Here is a 15,247-nt window from a genome sequence, read left to right as displayed (position 1 = left end):
CTAGCTTAGTCGCATTCCCCCTTTCTCTGGTTTGAGGTGCGGTGCCTTGATGTCTTCGCCTAGGCGTACGGCGTTGCCACTGTTGATGCTGGCACTGACGGTTCTATGGGGTGGTTCGGCTTCTGCAGCGCAGTTGGTGCGAGTGGCTGCGGCACATTTCCCGCCTTACACCGTGCGCCCCGAGCAAGGGGCGGACACCGGCTTGCTGCCGCAATTGGTCGAGGCGCTCAACGCTCTGCAAAGCGACTATCAGTTTGTGCTGGTGCCGACGTCCATCCCCCGACGTTTTCGCGACTTCGAGCAGGGCCGGGTCGACCTGGCGATCTTCGAGAACCCGGCCTGGGGCTGGAAGAACATCCCCCACAGCAGTGTCGACATGGGGCTGGAAGACGCTGAGATCTTTGTCGCCCATGACCAGCCCGGTCGCCAGCAAGACTATTTCAACGAACTCAAGGGCAAGCGATTGGCGCTGTTCAGCGGTTATCACTACGCGTTTGCCGATTTCAACGCCGACCCCAAGTACCTCGCCGACACCTACAACGCGACCCTGACCTACTCCCACGACAGCAATCTGTTGATGGTCCTGCGGGGGCGGGCAGACATGGCCCTGGTCACCCGTTCCTACCTCAGCGAATTTCTCGTGGCCAATGCCGATGAGGCTCGGCAGTTGCTGATCTCTGAGCGCATCGACCAGATCTATCACCACTACGCGCTGCTGCGCCCCAAGGCGCCGATCAGCGCCGCAGCCTTTGCTCAATTGCTCCAAGGGCTGCGCGATAACGGGCAGATGCTGAAGATCTTCGAGCCTTACCGCATTGCCGTGATGCCCGTTCCCCCAGGCTAAATTTTTGCCCATGGCTCACGTCATTGGATTAAGTACCGATGATGATTTCTCGAGTCCTGCCATGTGCCTTCCCGAGTCGCCAAGCGCCGTCCTGTCCTCTTCCAATGCTGAGCAAATGGCCGGCTGGCTGGCGGCTATGGTGCATGCGTTGTGCCTGGACCTGGCGGCCACGGCAGCGCCCGCCGCTCACCCGCCGGTGGTGGGGCCCGCCGCGTGCAACCAGTGCCTTTACTGCCAGAAAGAATTCGACTTTCCACACAAGCGTGCGGCCCTGCTGATCCTCGCCCGCGAAGGTGGGCGGGCGATGGCGGGAACGCAGACGCCCCGCATCGTTGATGTGGCGAACCAGTGTGCTCTGGGTTAAGCGGGGTGTTTCAGCGACGGGCGAAGGTATCGCTGCGGGTGCCGGATACTTTGCGGCAATGGATCAGGGCATCCCGAATCATGAAGTTCACCAGGGTCGGGGAGACCCCCAGTTCCTTGGCAATGTCCTTTTGCGGGACACCGTGCAGGCGGTACATCTCGAACGCATAGCGGGTGCGGCTGGGCAGCTCGGTCAGCGCATCGGCGATGTGTTCCAGGGTTGAGAAGTTCATGTGGGAAGTTTCAGGTGATGCACCGTGAACGACCACGTTCAAACCCTCCTCTTCCGTCCCCGAATACTTTTGCTCCAGGGCCTGCTTGCGGTAGTGATCGATCGCCAGGTTGCGCACGATCTGGAACAGATAGCTGAGCTGGGCCTTGAAGGATGAGGTGATCTGCGGCGCCGATTGCAAGCGGAAGAACGCATCCTGCACCACATCCTCGGCACGGGAGCGCAGCCGGTGATGCGGGCTGCGATTTTGACCAGGATCAGTCGATTGTCGACAAAGGCCTGGAGTAACGGTGAGTCGCACCTGCTTGTGGATACTTGTTCCGTCATGGAATTCACCTTGCTGCAAAGAGGTAAGTGGGACGACAGGAAAATCGGAAGCGTCCTACACATCGAGCGACAAATTAGGTTGAATGATAATGATTGTCAATTGAGAAAGAGAATTAATGCTCCAGTCGAGTGCAGATTGAGAACCACTGCTCGTCCGTGTGCGTGAGGGCGACCTGGAAGGGGAGGATGCAGACTAATTATTTCAAGACGTCATCCGTTCTCATTGGTGAAAGGTTCCGGGCCAAAAGCCCCGCCGCGCAGCCTGTACAAAGCCTTGGGTGAGTAATCAAGGCTTTGTTTTTTAAGGGATTATTTCCTGCGTGGTGCCCTGGATCCCGATACCAATGGCATGCACTCTCCTGGCAGGAAACCCCATGACGGACGCGTTCGAACTCCCCAGCACCCTGGCTCAAGCCCTTCAACGCCGGGCGGTGCAGACCCCCGACCAAGTGGCCTTGCGCTTCCTTGCCGAAGAGCAGGAACAGAACGTGGTGCTCAGCTATCGGGATCTGGATCTGCGTGCGCGGACCATCGCCAGTGCCCTACAGGCCAATGCCCAGGTGGGCGATCGCGCGGTGCTGCTGTTCCCCAGTGGGCCGGACTATGTGGCCGCGTTTTTTGGCTGCCTGTATGCCGGTGTGATCGCGGTGCCGGCCTATCCGCCGGAGTCCGCCCGTCGCCACCATCAGGAACGCCTGCTGTCGATCATGGCCGATGCCGAACCGCGCTTGCTGCTGACCAGCAGCGCGGTGCGCGAAGCCTTGTTGCAGATGGACGAACTCAATGCCCAGGACGCACCGCAACTGCTCTGCGTCGATGCCTTGGAGGCCAGCCTGGCCCAGGCCTGGGTCGAGCCGACGCTGCAGGCGGATGACATCGCCTTCCTGCAATACACCTCCGGCTCCACCGCCTTGCCCAAGGGTGTGCAAGTCAGCCACGGCAACCTGGTGGCCAACGAACTGTTGATCCGCCGCGGCTTTGGCATTGATCTCAACCCTGACGACGTGATCGTCAGCTGGCTGCCGCTTTACCACGACATGGGCCTGATTGGCGGCTTGCTGCAACCGATCTTCAGCGGTGTGCCTTGCGTGTTGATGTCGCCGGCCTACTTCCTGGCCCGGCCGTTGCGCTGGCTGGAGGCGATCAGCCAATACGGCGGCACCATCAGCGGTGGTCCCGACTTTGCCTACCGCCTGTGCAGCGAGCGGGTCAGCGAGTCGGCCCTGGAACGCCTGGACCTGAGCGGCTGGCGCGTGGCCTATTCGGGCTCTGAACCGATCCGCCAGGACACCCTGGAGCGTTTTGCCGAGAAGTTCGCCCCGTGCGGTTTCACCTCGAACAATTTCCTTGCCTCCTACGGCCTGGCCGAAGCCACCCTGTTTGTCGCCGGCGGCACCCGTGGCCAGGGCATCCCCGCCCTGGGCCTGGACGATCAGGCCCTGGCGCAGAACCGCGCCGAGCCGGGAAGCGGCACGGTGATGATGAGCTGCGGCACCAGCCAGCCGGAACACGCGGTGTTGTTGATGGACCCGGCCAGCCTCACGGAACGGGCGGACGGCCAGGTCGGTGAAGTCTGGGCCGCCGGCCCGAGCATCGCCCTGGGCTACTGGCGCAACCCTGAAGCCACCGCCAAGACCTTTGTCCAGTATGCCGGGCGCACCTGGTTGCGCACCGGCGACCTGGGCTTTATCCACCAGGGCGAGGTGTTTATCACCGGGCGCCTCAAGGACATGCTGATCGTTCGCGGCCACAACCTGTATCCCCAGGACATCGAGCAAACCATCGAGCGCGAAGTGGAAGTGGTGCGCAAGGGCCGGGTCGCGGCCTTCGCCGTGCAGGAGCAGGGCCATGAAGGCATCGGCATCGCCGCGGAAATCAGCCGCAGCGTGCAGAAAATCCTCTCCCCCGAAGCGCTGATCAAGACCCTGCGCCAGACCGTGGCCGAGGCCTACCAGGAAGCGCCGAGTGTGGTGGTCCTGCTTAACCCGGGGGCTTTGCCGAAAACCTCCAGCGGCAAGTTGCAGCGTTCCGCCTGCCGCAACCGCCTGGCCGATGGCAGTCTCGACAGCTACGCGGTATTTCCCGATCGCCAGGCCTCTTCAGCGCCGGCCACCGCGCCCTCGGGCTCGGCCTTGCAGGAGCGCATCGCGGCTATCTGGTGCGAGCAATTGCAGGTGGAGCAGGTGGCGGCCGACGACCACTTCTTCCTCCTGGGCGGCAACTCCATTGCCGCGACCCAGGTCCTGGCGCGCCTGCGTGAAGACTTGGGCCTGGAGCTGAACCTGCGCCTGTTGTTCGAGGCCCCGACCCTTGAAGCCTTCAGTGAACAGATCGCACGTCAGCAACAGGATGGCGGCCAGGCCCAGGGCGATATCCAGGCCCTGGCGCGCCAGCAACCCTTGCCCCAATCCCTGGCCCAGAACCGTCTGTGGATCACCTGGCAACTGGACCCGCACAGCCACGCCTACAACATTCCCGGCGGCCTGCGCCTGCGTGGCGAGCTGGATGAACAGGCCCTGCGTGCCAGCTTCCAGCAACTGATCGAACGCCACGAATCCCTGCGCACGCGCTTCTTCGAACGCGACGGCCACGCCTTGCAGCAAGTGGATGCAGCGGCGGAATTCAACCTGCAAGTCATCGACCTCAGCGACCTGCCGCCAGCCGAGCGTGAGGCTCGGGCGCAGCAGATTCGCGAACAGGAAGCCCGCACCCAGTTCGACTTGGAAAAAGGCCCGCTGTTGTGGGTGACCCTGGTGCGCCTGGACGAGGACGAGCATCAGTTGCTGGTGACCTTGCACCACATCATTGCCGACGGCTGGTCGCTGAATGTCCTGATCGACGAGTTCTCGCGATGCTATGCCGCAGCCTCCCAGGGCCAGTCCCTGGAACTGGCGCCCCTGGCCCTGCAATACGCCGATTACGGCAGTTGGCAGCGCCAATGGCTGGCCCAGGGCGAAGGCCAGCGGCAACTGGCCTATTGGCAGCAGCAACTGGGGGATGAGCTGCCTGTGCTCGACCTGGCCACCGATCACCCGCGTTCGGCCCAAGTGCAACGCAGCGCCGCCCGCCATAGCCTGCGCCTGAGTGCGAGCCTGAGCCAGGCCGTTCGCCAGACCGCCCAGGCCCATGACGCCACGCCGTTCATGCTGCTGCTGGCGGCGTTCCAGAGCCTGCTGCATCGCTACACCGGCCAGGGCGATATCCGCATTGGCGTGCCCAATGCCAACCGCCCACGCCTGGAAACCCAAGGCCTGATCGGCTTCTTTATCAACACCCTGGTGCTGCGCGCCGAGCTGGACGGGCGCCTGCCGTTTGCCGAGTTGCTCGGCCGTACCCGTGAGGCGGCCCTGGGTGCCCAGGCCCATCAGGACCTGCCTTTCGAACAACTGCTGGAAGCCTTCCCCCAAGGCCGTGAACAGGGCCTGTTCCAGGTCATGTTCAACCACCAGCAACGGGACCTCAGCGCCTTGCGCCGCCTGCCGGGCCTGCTCGCCGAAGAGCTGCCGTGGCACAGCCGCGAAGCCAAGTTCGATCTGCAACTGCATAGCGATGAAGACCGCAACGGCCGTCTGAGCCTGGCGTTCGACTACGCCGACGAGCTGTTCGAGGCCGCCACCATCGAACGCCTGGCGGAGCATTTTGTCAGCCTGCTGCAACAGGCCTGCGAACGCCCGGACACGGCCCTGGGCGATCTGCCCTTGCTCAGCGCCGCCGAGCACACCCAGCAACAGCACTGGAGCGTGGCACCCGCAGCGCCTGCCAGCCAGTGGCTGCCCGAGTTGCTCAATGAGCAACTGCGCCTGACCCCGGAGCGCACGGCGCTGGTCTGGGACGGTGGGCAACTGAGCTTTGCCGAACTGCATGCCCAGGCTAACCGCCTGGCCCATTACCTGCGGGACAAGGGCGTCGGCCCTGATGTGTGCGTGGCCATCGCCGCCGAGCGCTCGCCGCAACTGTTGATCGGCTTGCTGGCGATCATCAAGGCCGGCGGCGCTTACGTGCCCCTGGACCCGGATTACCCCGCCGAGCGCCTGGCTTACATGCTCAATGACAGCGGCGTCGAACTGCTTCTGACCCAGACCCACTTGCTGCCCCAACTGCCCCAGGCCGAAGGTGTAAGCGCCATCGCCATGGACAGCCTCAAGCTCGACAGCTGGCCGAGCCACGCGCCGGGCCTGCACCTGCAGGGGGACAACCTGGCGTATGTCATCTACACCTCCGGTTCCACCGGCCAGCCCAAGGGCGTGGGCAACACCCACAGCGCCTTGAGTGAGCGGCTGCAATGGATGCAGAGCCGCTACGCCCTCAATGACAGCGATGTGCTGATGCAGAAGGCGCCCATCAGCTTCGACGTGTCGGTGTGGGAATGCTTCTGGCCGCTGATCACCGGCTGCCGCCTGCTGCTGGCGGCGCCGGGAGAACATCGCGACCCCCATCGCATTGCCCAGTTGGTGCAAGCCTATGGCGTGACCACCCTGCACTTTGTGCCGCCGCTGTTGCAGCTGTTTGTCGACGAGCCCCTGGCTGCCCAGTGCGCCAGCCTGCGTCGGGTGTTCTCCGGCGGCGAAGCCTTGCCCACGCAATTGCGCAACCGCCTGCTGGAGCACTTGCCCCAGGTGCAATTGCACAACCGCTACGGCCCGACGGAAACCGCGATCAACGTCACCCATTGGCACTGCCGCCCAGAAGACGGCGAGCGTTCGCCCATCGGCCGGCCTCTGGCCAACGTGATCTGCCGCGTGCTGGACGCCGAGCTCAACCCGGTTCCGGCCGGTGTGCCCGGCGAGCTGTGCATCAGTGGCCTGGGCCTGGCCCGGGGTTACCTGGGCCGTCCGGCGCTGACCGCCGAACGTTTTGTCGTGGACCCCTTGAGTGAAGAGGGCGCGCGCCTGTACCGCACCGGTGACCGTGCGCGTTGGAATGCTGACGGCGCCCTGGAGTACCTGGGCCGCCTCGACCAGCAGGTCAAGCTGCGCGGCTTTCGTGTCGAGCCCCAGGAAATCGAGGCGCACCTGCTGGTCCAGGACGGCGTGGCCCAGGCGGCTGTATTGGTGCGCGAGAGCGCGGCCGGCCCACAGTTGATCGGCTACTACACCGCCCAGGACTCGAGTGAAAGTGAAGAGGCGCAAAACAGCCGCCTGAAAACCGCCCTGGCCGCCGAACTGCCGGAGTACATGGTGCCGGCGCAATTGCTGCGTCTGGACGCAATGCCCCTGAGCCCCAGCGGCAAGCTGGATCGCCGGGCCCTGCCGGAGCCGCAATGGCAGGTACGTGAGCACGTCGAGCCGGTCACCGCGCTGGAGCAGCAGATCGCGGCTATCTGGCGTGAAGTGCTGAGCCAGCAGCGCATCGGCCTGCGGGACGACTTTTTTGCCTTGGGCGGCCACTCCTTGCTGGCCACCCAGATTATTTCCCGCACCCGCCAGGCTTGCGATGTGGAGCTGCCGCTGCGGGCCTTGTTCGAGGCCAGCGAGCTGGGCGACTTTGCCGAGCAGGTGCGGCTGATCCAGGCTGCCGGTCAGCGCAACAGCCAACTGCCGATCGCCCAGGTGGATCGCAGCCAGCCAGTGCCGTTGTCCTATTCCCAGCAGCGCATGTGGTTCCTCTGGCAGATGGAGCCCGACAGCCCGGCCTATAACGTCGGCGGCATGGCGCGCTTTACCGGGGCACTGGATGTCGCGCGCTTCGAAGCGGCCCTGCAAGCCCTGATCATGCGTCACGAAACCCTGCGCACCACGTTCCCCAGCGTCAACGGCGTGGCCCGTCAGCAAGTGCATGGGCAAACCGGCCTGCGCATGGACTGGAAGGATTTTTCCGCCCTGGACGTTGCGGCCCGTGAACAACGCCTGCAGCAGTTGGCGGACAGCGAAGCGCACAAGCCCTTCGACCTGGAAACCGGGCCGCTGCTGCGCGCCTGCATGGTCAAGGCTGGTGAGCAAGAGCATTACCTGGTGCTGACCTTGCACCACATCGTCACCGAAGGTTGGGCCATGGACATCTTCGCCCGGGAGCTCAGCGCCCTGTACGAAGCCTTTATCGATGAGCGCGAGTCGCCCCTGGCACCGCTGCCGGTGCAGTACCTGGATTACAGCGTGTGGCAGCGTGAGTGGCTGGAATCCGGCGAGCGTCAGCGTCAGCTCGATTACTGGACCGGGCAACTGGGCCGCGAACACCCACTGTTGGAATTGCCCAGCGACCGCCCACGGCCGCCGGTGCAAAGTCACCAGGGCGAGCTGTACCGCTTTGATCTGAGCGACGATTTGGCGGCCCGGGTGCGGGCCTTCAACGCCCAGCATGGCCTGACCCTTTTCATGACCATGACCGCGGCCCTGGCCGTCTTGCTCTACCGCTACAGCGGCCAGACCGACCTGCGCATCGGCGCGCCGGTGGCCAACCGTATCCGTCCGGAAAGTGAAGGGCTGATCGGGGCCTTCCTCAACACCCAGGTGCTGCGTTGCCAGCTCGACGGGCAGATGAGCGTCGGCCAGTTGTTCGACCAGGTCCGCCACACCGTGATCGAAGGCCAGTCCCACCAGGACCTGCCCTTCGACCACCTGGTAGAAGCCCTGCAGCCACCGCGCAGCGCCGCGTACAACCCGCTGTTCCAGGTGATGTGCAACGTTCAGCGCTGGGAGTTCCAACAGAGCCGGCAACTGGCGGGCATGCGAGTGGAATACCTGGTCAACGACGCCCGGGCCACCAAGTTCGACCTCAACCTGGAAGTCACCGACCTGGATCATCGTCTGGGTTGCTGCCTGACCTACAGCACCGACCTGTTCGACGAGCCACGCATTGCTCGCATGGCCGGCCATTGGCGCAACCTGCTGGAGGCCTTGCTGGCCGATCCGCAGCAGCGCCTGTGCGAACTGCCATTGCTCGACAACGCCGAACGCCAGGGCCTGCTCGACAGCCTGGGCCGCGAGCCGGGCGAGCATCGCCTTGACCAGTGCATCCAGCGCTTGTTCAGCGAGCAGGCCCGGGTGCGCCAGGACGCCCCGGCCCTGACCTTTGCAGGGCAGACCCTGAGCTACGCCGAACTCGAGCGTCGGGCCAATCGCCTGGCCTGGATGCTCCGTGAGCGCGGCGTGGGCCCGCAAGTGCGGGTCGGCCTGGCCCTGGAACGCTCCCTGGAAATGGTCATCGGCCTGCTGGCGATCCTTAAGGCCGGCGGCGCGTACGTGCCCCTGGACCCGGAATACCCCCTGGACCGCCTGCACTACATGATCGAAGACAGCGGCGTTGGCCTGCTGCTCAGCGACGCGGCGATGTTCAGCGCCCTGGGCGACCTGCCGGTCGGTGTCGGCCGCTGGTGCCTGGAAGAGGATGGCGCGCTTCTGGCCGGCTACCCGAGCGACGAGCCGTCATTCATCAGTCTGCCCCAGCACCAGGCGTACCTGATCTACACCTCGGGTTCCACGGGCAAGCCCAAGGGCGTGGTGGTGTCCCAGGGTGAAATCGCCATGCATTGCCAGGCGGTGATCCAGCGCTTCGGCATGCGCCCGGACGACTGTGAGCTGCACTTCTACTCCATCAACTTCGACGCCGCCACCGAGCGCCTGCTGGTGCCGCTGCTCAGTGGCGCCCATGTGGTGCTGCGCGCTCAAGGGCAGTGGGACGCCGAGGAAATCTGCCAGTTGATCCGCCAGCATGGGATCAACATCCTCGGTTTTACCCCCAGCTACGGCAGCCAATTGGCCCAATGGCTGGCGACCCAGAACCAGACCCTGCCGGTGCGCATGTGCATCACCGGCGGCGAGGCCCTGACCGGCGAGCACCTGCAGCGGATTCGCGCGGCCTTTACGCCGAGCCTGTTCTTCAATGCCTACGGGCCGACCGAAACCGTGGTCATGCCCCTGGCCAGCCTGGCGCCCGAGCAGTTGGCGGACGGCGTGGCCAGCGTGCCCATCGGCACCGTGGTGGGGGCCCGGGTGGCCTACATCCTGGATGCCGACCTGGCCCTGGTTCCCCCGGGTGCCACCGGCGAGCTGTTTGTCGGTGGAGCGGGCCTGGCCCAGGGTTACCACCAGCGGCCGGGCATGAGTGCCGAGCGCTTTGTCGCTGACCCGTTCAGTGCCGACGGCGGTCGCCTGTACCGTACCGGCGACCTGGTGCGCCAATGCGCCGACGGCCAAGTGGAATACATCGGCCGGGTCGACCACCAAGTGAAAATCCGCGGCTTCCGCATCGAACTGGGGGAAATCGAAACCCGCCTGCTGGAGCATGAGGCGGTGCGTGAAGCGGTGGTGCTGGCCCTGGACATGCCGGGGGGCAAACAGCTGGCCGGCTACCTGGTCAGCGACGTGGCCGAGGCCGACGAGGCACAACAGGCCGCCCTGCGTGAAGCACTCAAGGCCCAGCTCAAGACCCAACTGCCGGACTACATGGTGCCGACGCACCTGCTGCTGTTGGCCAGCATGCCGCTGACCGCCAACGGCAAGCTGGACCGTCGGGCCTTGCCGATGCCGGACCCAAGCCTCAATCGCCAGCAATATGTGGCGCCGAGCAACGAGTTGGAGCAGACCCTGGCGCGCGTCTGGTGCGAGGTGTTGAACCTGCAGCAGGTCGGCCTGCATGACAACTTCTTTGAATTGGGCGGCGACTCGATCCTGTCGATCCAGGTGGTCAGCCGGGCACGCCAGTTGGGCATTCATTTCAGCCCGCGCGACCTGTTCCAGCACCAGACCGTGCAAACCCTGGCCGCTGTGGCCAGTCGCAGCCAGCAGGTGAGCGCGGAGCAAGGCTTGCTCAGCGGCGAGTCGGCCCTGACACCGATCCAGCACTGGTTCTTCGACAGTGCCATCCCCGAACGCCAGCACTGGAACCAGGCGTTGCTGCTGGAGCCGACCCAACCCCTGAACGCCCAGCACCTGGAACAGGCACTGTTGGCGGTGCTGGAACAGCATGACGCCCTGCGCCTGCGCTTCACTGAAGAGCAGGGTGCCTGGCGGGCCGAGCACCAGCCGCTGAGCGATGCACCGTTGTTGTGGCAAGTGCGGGTGCCGAGCCTGGCTCACTGCACCGAGCTGTTCGCCGATGCCCAGCGCAGCCTCGACCTGGAACACGGGCCGCTGGTGCGTGCCGTGCTGGCAGACGGGCCCGAAGGCGAGCAACGCCTGTTGCTTGCCATTCACCACCTGGTGGTCGATGGCGTGTCCTGGCGGGTGCTGCTGGAAGACCTGCAAACGGCTTACCGCCAGTTGCAGGCGCAGCAGCCGTTGAGCCTGCCGGCCAAGACCAGTGCCCTGCGGGACTGGGCGGCGCGCTTGCAGGCCTATGCCGGCAGCGAGTCGCTGCGTGAGGAACTGAGCGTCTGGCAGGCGCAGTTGGCGGGCCCGAGCCTGACGCTGCCGTGCGAGCGTCCGCAAGGCGGCCGGCAGCACAAACACGCCCACAGCCTCAGCGTGACCCTGGACGCCGAGTACACCCGGCAACTGCTGCAACAGGCCCCGGCGGCTTACCGCACCCAGGTCAATGACCTGCTGCTGACCGCCCTGGCCCGGGTGCTGTGCCGCTGGACCGGGCAAGCATCGGCATTGATCCAGCTTGAAGGCCACGGCCGCGAAACCCTGTTCGATGACATCGACCTGACCCGCAGCGTCGGTTGGTTCACCAGCGCCTATCCGCTGCGCTTGACTCCACTGCAGATCGAAGAAGCGGCCGGGCAGGGCGCCTCGATCAAGGCCATCAAGGAGCAACTGCGCGGCGTGCCGCACAAGGGCCTGGGCTATGGCGTGCTGCGCTACCTGGCCGATGACCTGTGCCGCCAGACCCTGGCGGGCCTGCCGGCTGCGCCGGTGACCTTCAACTACCTGGGCCAGTTCGACCAGAGTTTCGGCCAGGACGCGCTGTTCCGGCCCCTGGATGAGCCGATGGGCGCGGCCCATTCGCCGGACGCGCCGTTGCCCAACGAACTCAGCGTGGACAGCCAGGTGTATGGCGGCGAGTTGGTGTTGCGCTGGACCTTCAGTGCCGAGCGCTTCGACATCCAGACCATCGATGATCTGGCCCAGGCCTACCTGGGCGAGCTGCAAAGCCTGATCAGCCATTGCCTGAAAGACGAGGCCGGTGGCCTGACGCCGTCGGACTTCCCCCTGGCGCGCCTGACCCAGCCGCAGTTGGACGCCTTGCCGGTGCCGGCGGCGCAGATCGAAGACGTTTACCCGTTGACGCCGATGCAGGAAGGCATGCTCTTGCACACCTTGCTGGAACCCGGCACCGGCCTGTACTTCATGCAGGACCGCTACCGCATCAACAGCGAGCTGGACCCGGAGCGTTTCGCCCAGGCCTGGCAAGCGGTGATCGCCCGTCACGAAGCACTGCGCGCATCGTTCTGCTGGAACGTCGGCGAAGACATGCTGCAGGTTATCCACAAGCCGGGCAGCACGCCCATCGAGTACCTGGACTGGACGGCGGTGGCCGAGGCCGAGCAGGAACCCAAGCTGCAAGCCTTGCTCAAAAGCGAGCGCGAAGCCGGTTTCGATTTGCTCAACCAGGCCCCGTTCCACCTGCGGCTGATCCGGGTCGGCGCGGCGCGGTACTGGTTCATGATGAGCAACCACCACATCCTCATCGATGCCTGGTGCCGCTCGTTGCTGATGAATGACTTCTTCGAGCTGTACACCGCTTTGGGCGAGGGCCGCGAAGCGCAACTGGCCGTGCCGCCGCGCTACCGCGACTACATCGGCTGGCTGCAACGCCAGAGCCTGGCCGAGGCGCGCCAGTGGTGGCGCGACAACCTGCAAGGCTTCGAGCGTACTACGCCGATTCCGAGCGACCGACCTTTCCTGCGGGAACACGCCGGCGACAGCGGCGGCATGGTGGTGGGCGACCGCTACACCCGCCTGGATGCCCGGGACGGCGCGCAACTGCGCGAGCTGGCCCAGCAGCATCAACTGACCATCAACACCTTCGCCCAGGCGGCCTGGGCCCTGGTATTGCGCCGCTTGAGCGGTGATCGCGACGTGCTGTTCGGCGTCACCGTGGCCGGGCGTCCGGTGGACATGCCCGAGATGCAGCGCACTGTGGGCCTGTTTATCAACAGCGTCGCCCTGCGGGTGCAACTGCCGGAAGACGGCCAGCGTTGCAGCGTGCGCCAATGGCTCAGCGCTTTGCTGGACAGCAACATGCAGCTGCGCGAGTACGAATACCTGCCGTTGGTGGCGATCCAGGAAACCAGCGAACTGCCCAAGGGCCAGCCGCTGTTCGACAGCCTGTTCGTGTTCGAGAACGCACCGGTTGAAGTCTCGGTGCTGGACCGTGCGCAAAGCTTGAATGCCACCTCGGATTCCGGTCGTACCCACACCAACTTCCCGCTGACCGCGGTGTGCTACCCGGGGGACGACCTGGGCCTGCACCTGTCCTACGACCAGCGTTATTTCGACGAGTCCACCGTGGAACGCATGCTCGGCGAGTTCAAGCGCCTGCTGCTGGCCCTGGTCCAGGGCTTCCACGGCGACATGGCCGACTTGCCGCTGCTGGGTGACGAGGAGCAGGACTTCCTGCTGCACGGCTGCAATCAGAGCGCGCATGAATACCCGTTGGAGCGCAGCTACGTGGAGCTGTTCGAAGCCCAGGTGGCGACTTATCCACAGCGCATCGCCGCCAGTTGCCTGGATCAGCACTACAGCTACGCCGAGTTGAACCGGCGCAGCAACCGCCTGGGCCATGCCTTGCTGAGCAAGGGCGTGGGCTTCGACCAGCCGGTGGCCCTGCTGGCCGAGCGCGGCCTGGACCTGCTGGGCATGATCATCGGCAGCTTCAAGGCCGGGGCTGGTTACCTGCCCCTGGACCCGGGCCTGCCGAGCCAGCGCCTGGGGCGCATCATCGAGCTGAGCCACACACCGATGCTGGTGTGCACCGAAGCCTGCCGTGAACAGGCGCAGGCCCTGCTGGACGAGTTTGGCTGTGCCGGCCGGCCACGCTTGCTGGTCTGGGATGAGGTGCAGAACGGCGACTATGCCGAGGACAACCCTGGCCGCTACAGCGCCCCGGACAACCTGGCCTACGTGATCTACACCTCCGGTTCCACCGGCCTGCCCAAGGGCGTGATGGTGGAGCAGCGCGGCATGCTCAATAACCAATTGAGCAAGGTGCCGTACCTGCAACTGAGCGAGGCCGATGTGATCGCCCAGACCGCGTCCCAGAGCTTCGATATTTCGGTCTGGCAGTTCCTTGCCGCACCGCTGTTTGGCGCTCGGGTGGACATCGTGCCGAACACCATTGCCCACGATCCCCAGGGCTTGCTGGAGCATGTGCAGGCCCAGGGCATCAGCGTGCTGGAGAGCGTGCCGTCGCTGATCCAGGGCATGCTGGCACACGAGTCGATTCCCCTCGACGGCCTGCGTTGGATGTTGCCCACCGGCGAGGCGATGCCACCGGAACTGGCCCATCAGTGGCTGCTGCGTTATCCACAGATCGGCCTGGTCAACGCCTATGGCCCGGCGGAGTGCTCGGACGATGTGGCCTTCTACCGTGTGGACCTGGCGTCGACCCGTGGCAGTTACCTGCCGATTGGCACTCCCACCGACAACAACCTGTTGTACCTGGTGGACGGTGCCCTGGACTTGGTGCCCCTGGGCGCCGTCGGTGAACTCTGCGTGGCCGGCACCGGGGTCGGGCGCGGTTATGTCAGCGACCCGTTGCGCACCGCCCAGGCCTTTGTGCCGAACCCGTTCGGTGCGCCGGGCGAGCGTCTGTACCGCAGCGGCGACTTGGCACGGCGTCGCAGCGACGGTGTGCTGGAGTACGTCGGGCGTATCGACCATCAGGTGAAAATTCGCGGCTACCGCATCGAACTGGGTGAAATCGAAGCCCGCCTGCACGAGCAACCGGAAGTCCGTGACGCGGCGGTGGCGGTGCAGGAAGGGGTCAACGGCAAGCACCTGGTGGGGTACCTGGTGGAGAGCCAAGGGGCCGGCGAATCGGGCCTGAGTGCCAGCGAGCGACTGGAGCGCATCAAGCAGCGCCTGCGCGTCGAGCTGCCGGAATACATGGTGCCGCTGCACTGGCTGTGGCTGGAGCGGCTGCCCCTGAACGCCAACGGCAAGCTCGACCGCAAGGCCCTGCCGGCCCTGGAGATCGGCCAGTTGCAAAGCCAGGACTACCAGGCGCCGAGCAACGAGCTGCAGCAGACCCTGGCCGACATCTGGGCCGAGGTGCTCAAGGTCGAGCGGGTCGGGGTGCACGATAACTTCTTCGAGTTGGGCGGGCATTCGCTGTTGGCCACGCAGATCGCCTCGCGGGTGCAGAAAACCCTGCAACGCAACGTGCCCCTGCGGGCCATGTTCGAATGCAGCACGGTGCAGGAGTTGGCCGAGTACATCGAGGGCCTGGGGGACAATGCCATCAGTGAGGAAAAGGTCGACCGCCTGAGCGACCTGATGGCCGAGTTGGAGGGCTTGTAACGGCCGGCGTCGGCTTGCCGGTGCTAAGGGCTCCAAACCCTCTGCTATGATCGCGCCCGGCCCAGGTCCAAGTACCTG

General features: G+C 65.1%; 3 protein-coding genes and 1 pseudogene. 3 read left to right on the top strand and 1 reads right to left on the bottom strand.

Going from position 1 to position 15,247, the window contains the following annotated elements; translation table 11 throughout:
• Positions 1-49: 49 nt before the first annotated feature.
• Positions 50-844 (top strand): substrate-binding periplasmic protein, encoded by a 795-nt coding sequence (locus tag M1B34_RS20895; RefSeq protein WP_268266125.1) that lies wholly within the window; start codon positions 50-52, stop codon positions 842-844.
• Between the two features lie 10 nt (positions 845-854).
• Positions 855-1,208: a hypothetical protein gene (locus M1B34_RS20890; RefSeq protein WP_268266124.1), complete on the top strand. Its 354-nt coding sequence runs from the start codon at positions 855-857 to the stop codon at positions 1,206-1,208.
• A gap of 10 nt (positions 1,209-1,218) precedes the next feature.
• On the opposite strand, the pseudogene M1B34_RS20885 reads toward M1B34_RS20890, so the two are convergent.
• A pseudogene (locus M1B34_RS20885) lies at positions 1,219-1,766 on the bottom strand (RNA polymerase factor sigma-70).
• Positions 1,767-2,140: 374 nt separating this feature from the next.
• On the opposite strand from M1B34_RS20885, the gene M1B34_RS20880 reads away from it, so the two are divergent.
• Positions 2,141-15,169: a non-ribosomal peptide synthetase gene (locus tag M1B34_RS20880; protein ID WP_268266123.1), complete on the top strand. Its 13,029-nt coding sequence runs from the start codon at positions 2,141-2,143 to the stop codon at positions 15,167-15,169.
• The last annotated feature ends 78 nt before the right edge of the window (positions 15,170-15,247 follow it).

The organism is Pseudomonas morbosilactucae, from assembly GCF_023241715.1.
Classification (GTDB): domain Bacteria; phylum Pseudomonadota; class Gammaproteobacteria; order Pseudomonadales; family Pseudomonadaceae; genus Aquipseudomonas; species Aquipseudomonas morbosilactucae.
The sequence above is the reverse complement of the archived record's forward strand: the minus strand, read 5'-3'. Positions and strand labels throughout refer to the sequence as shown.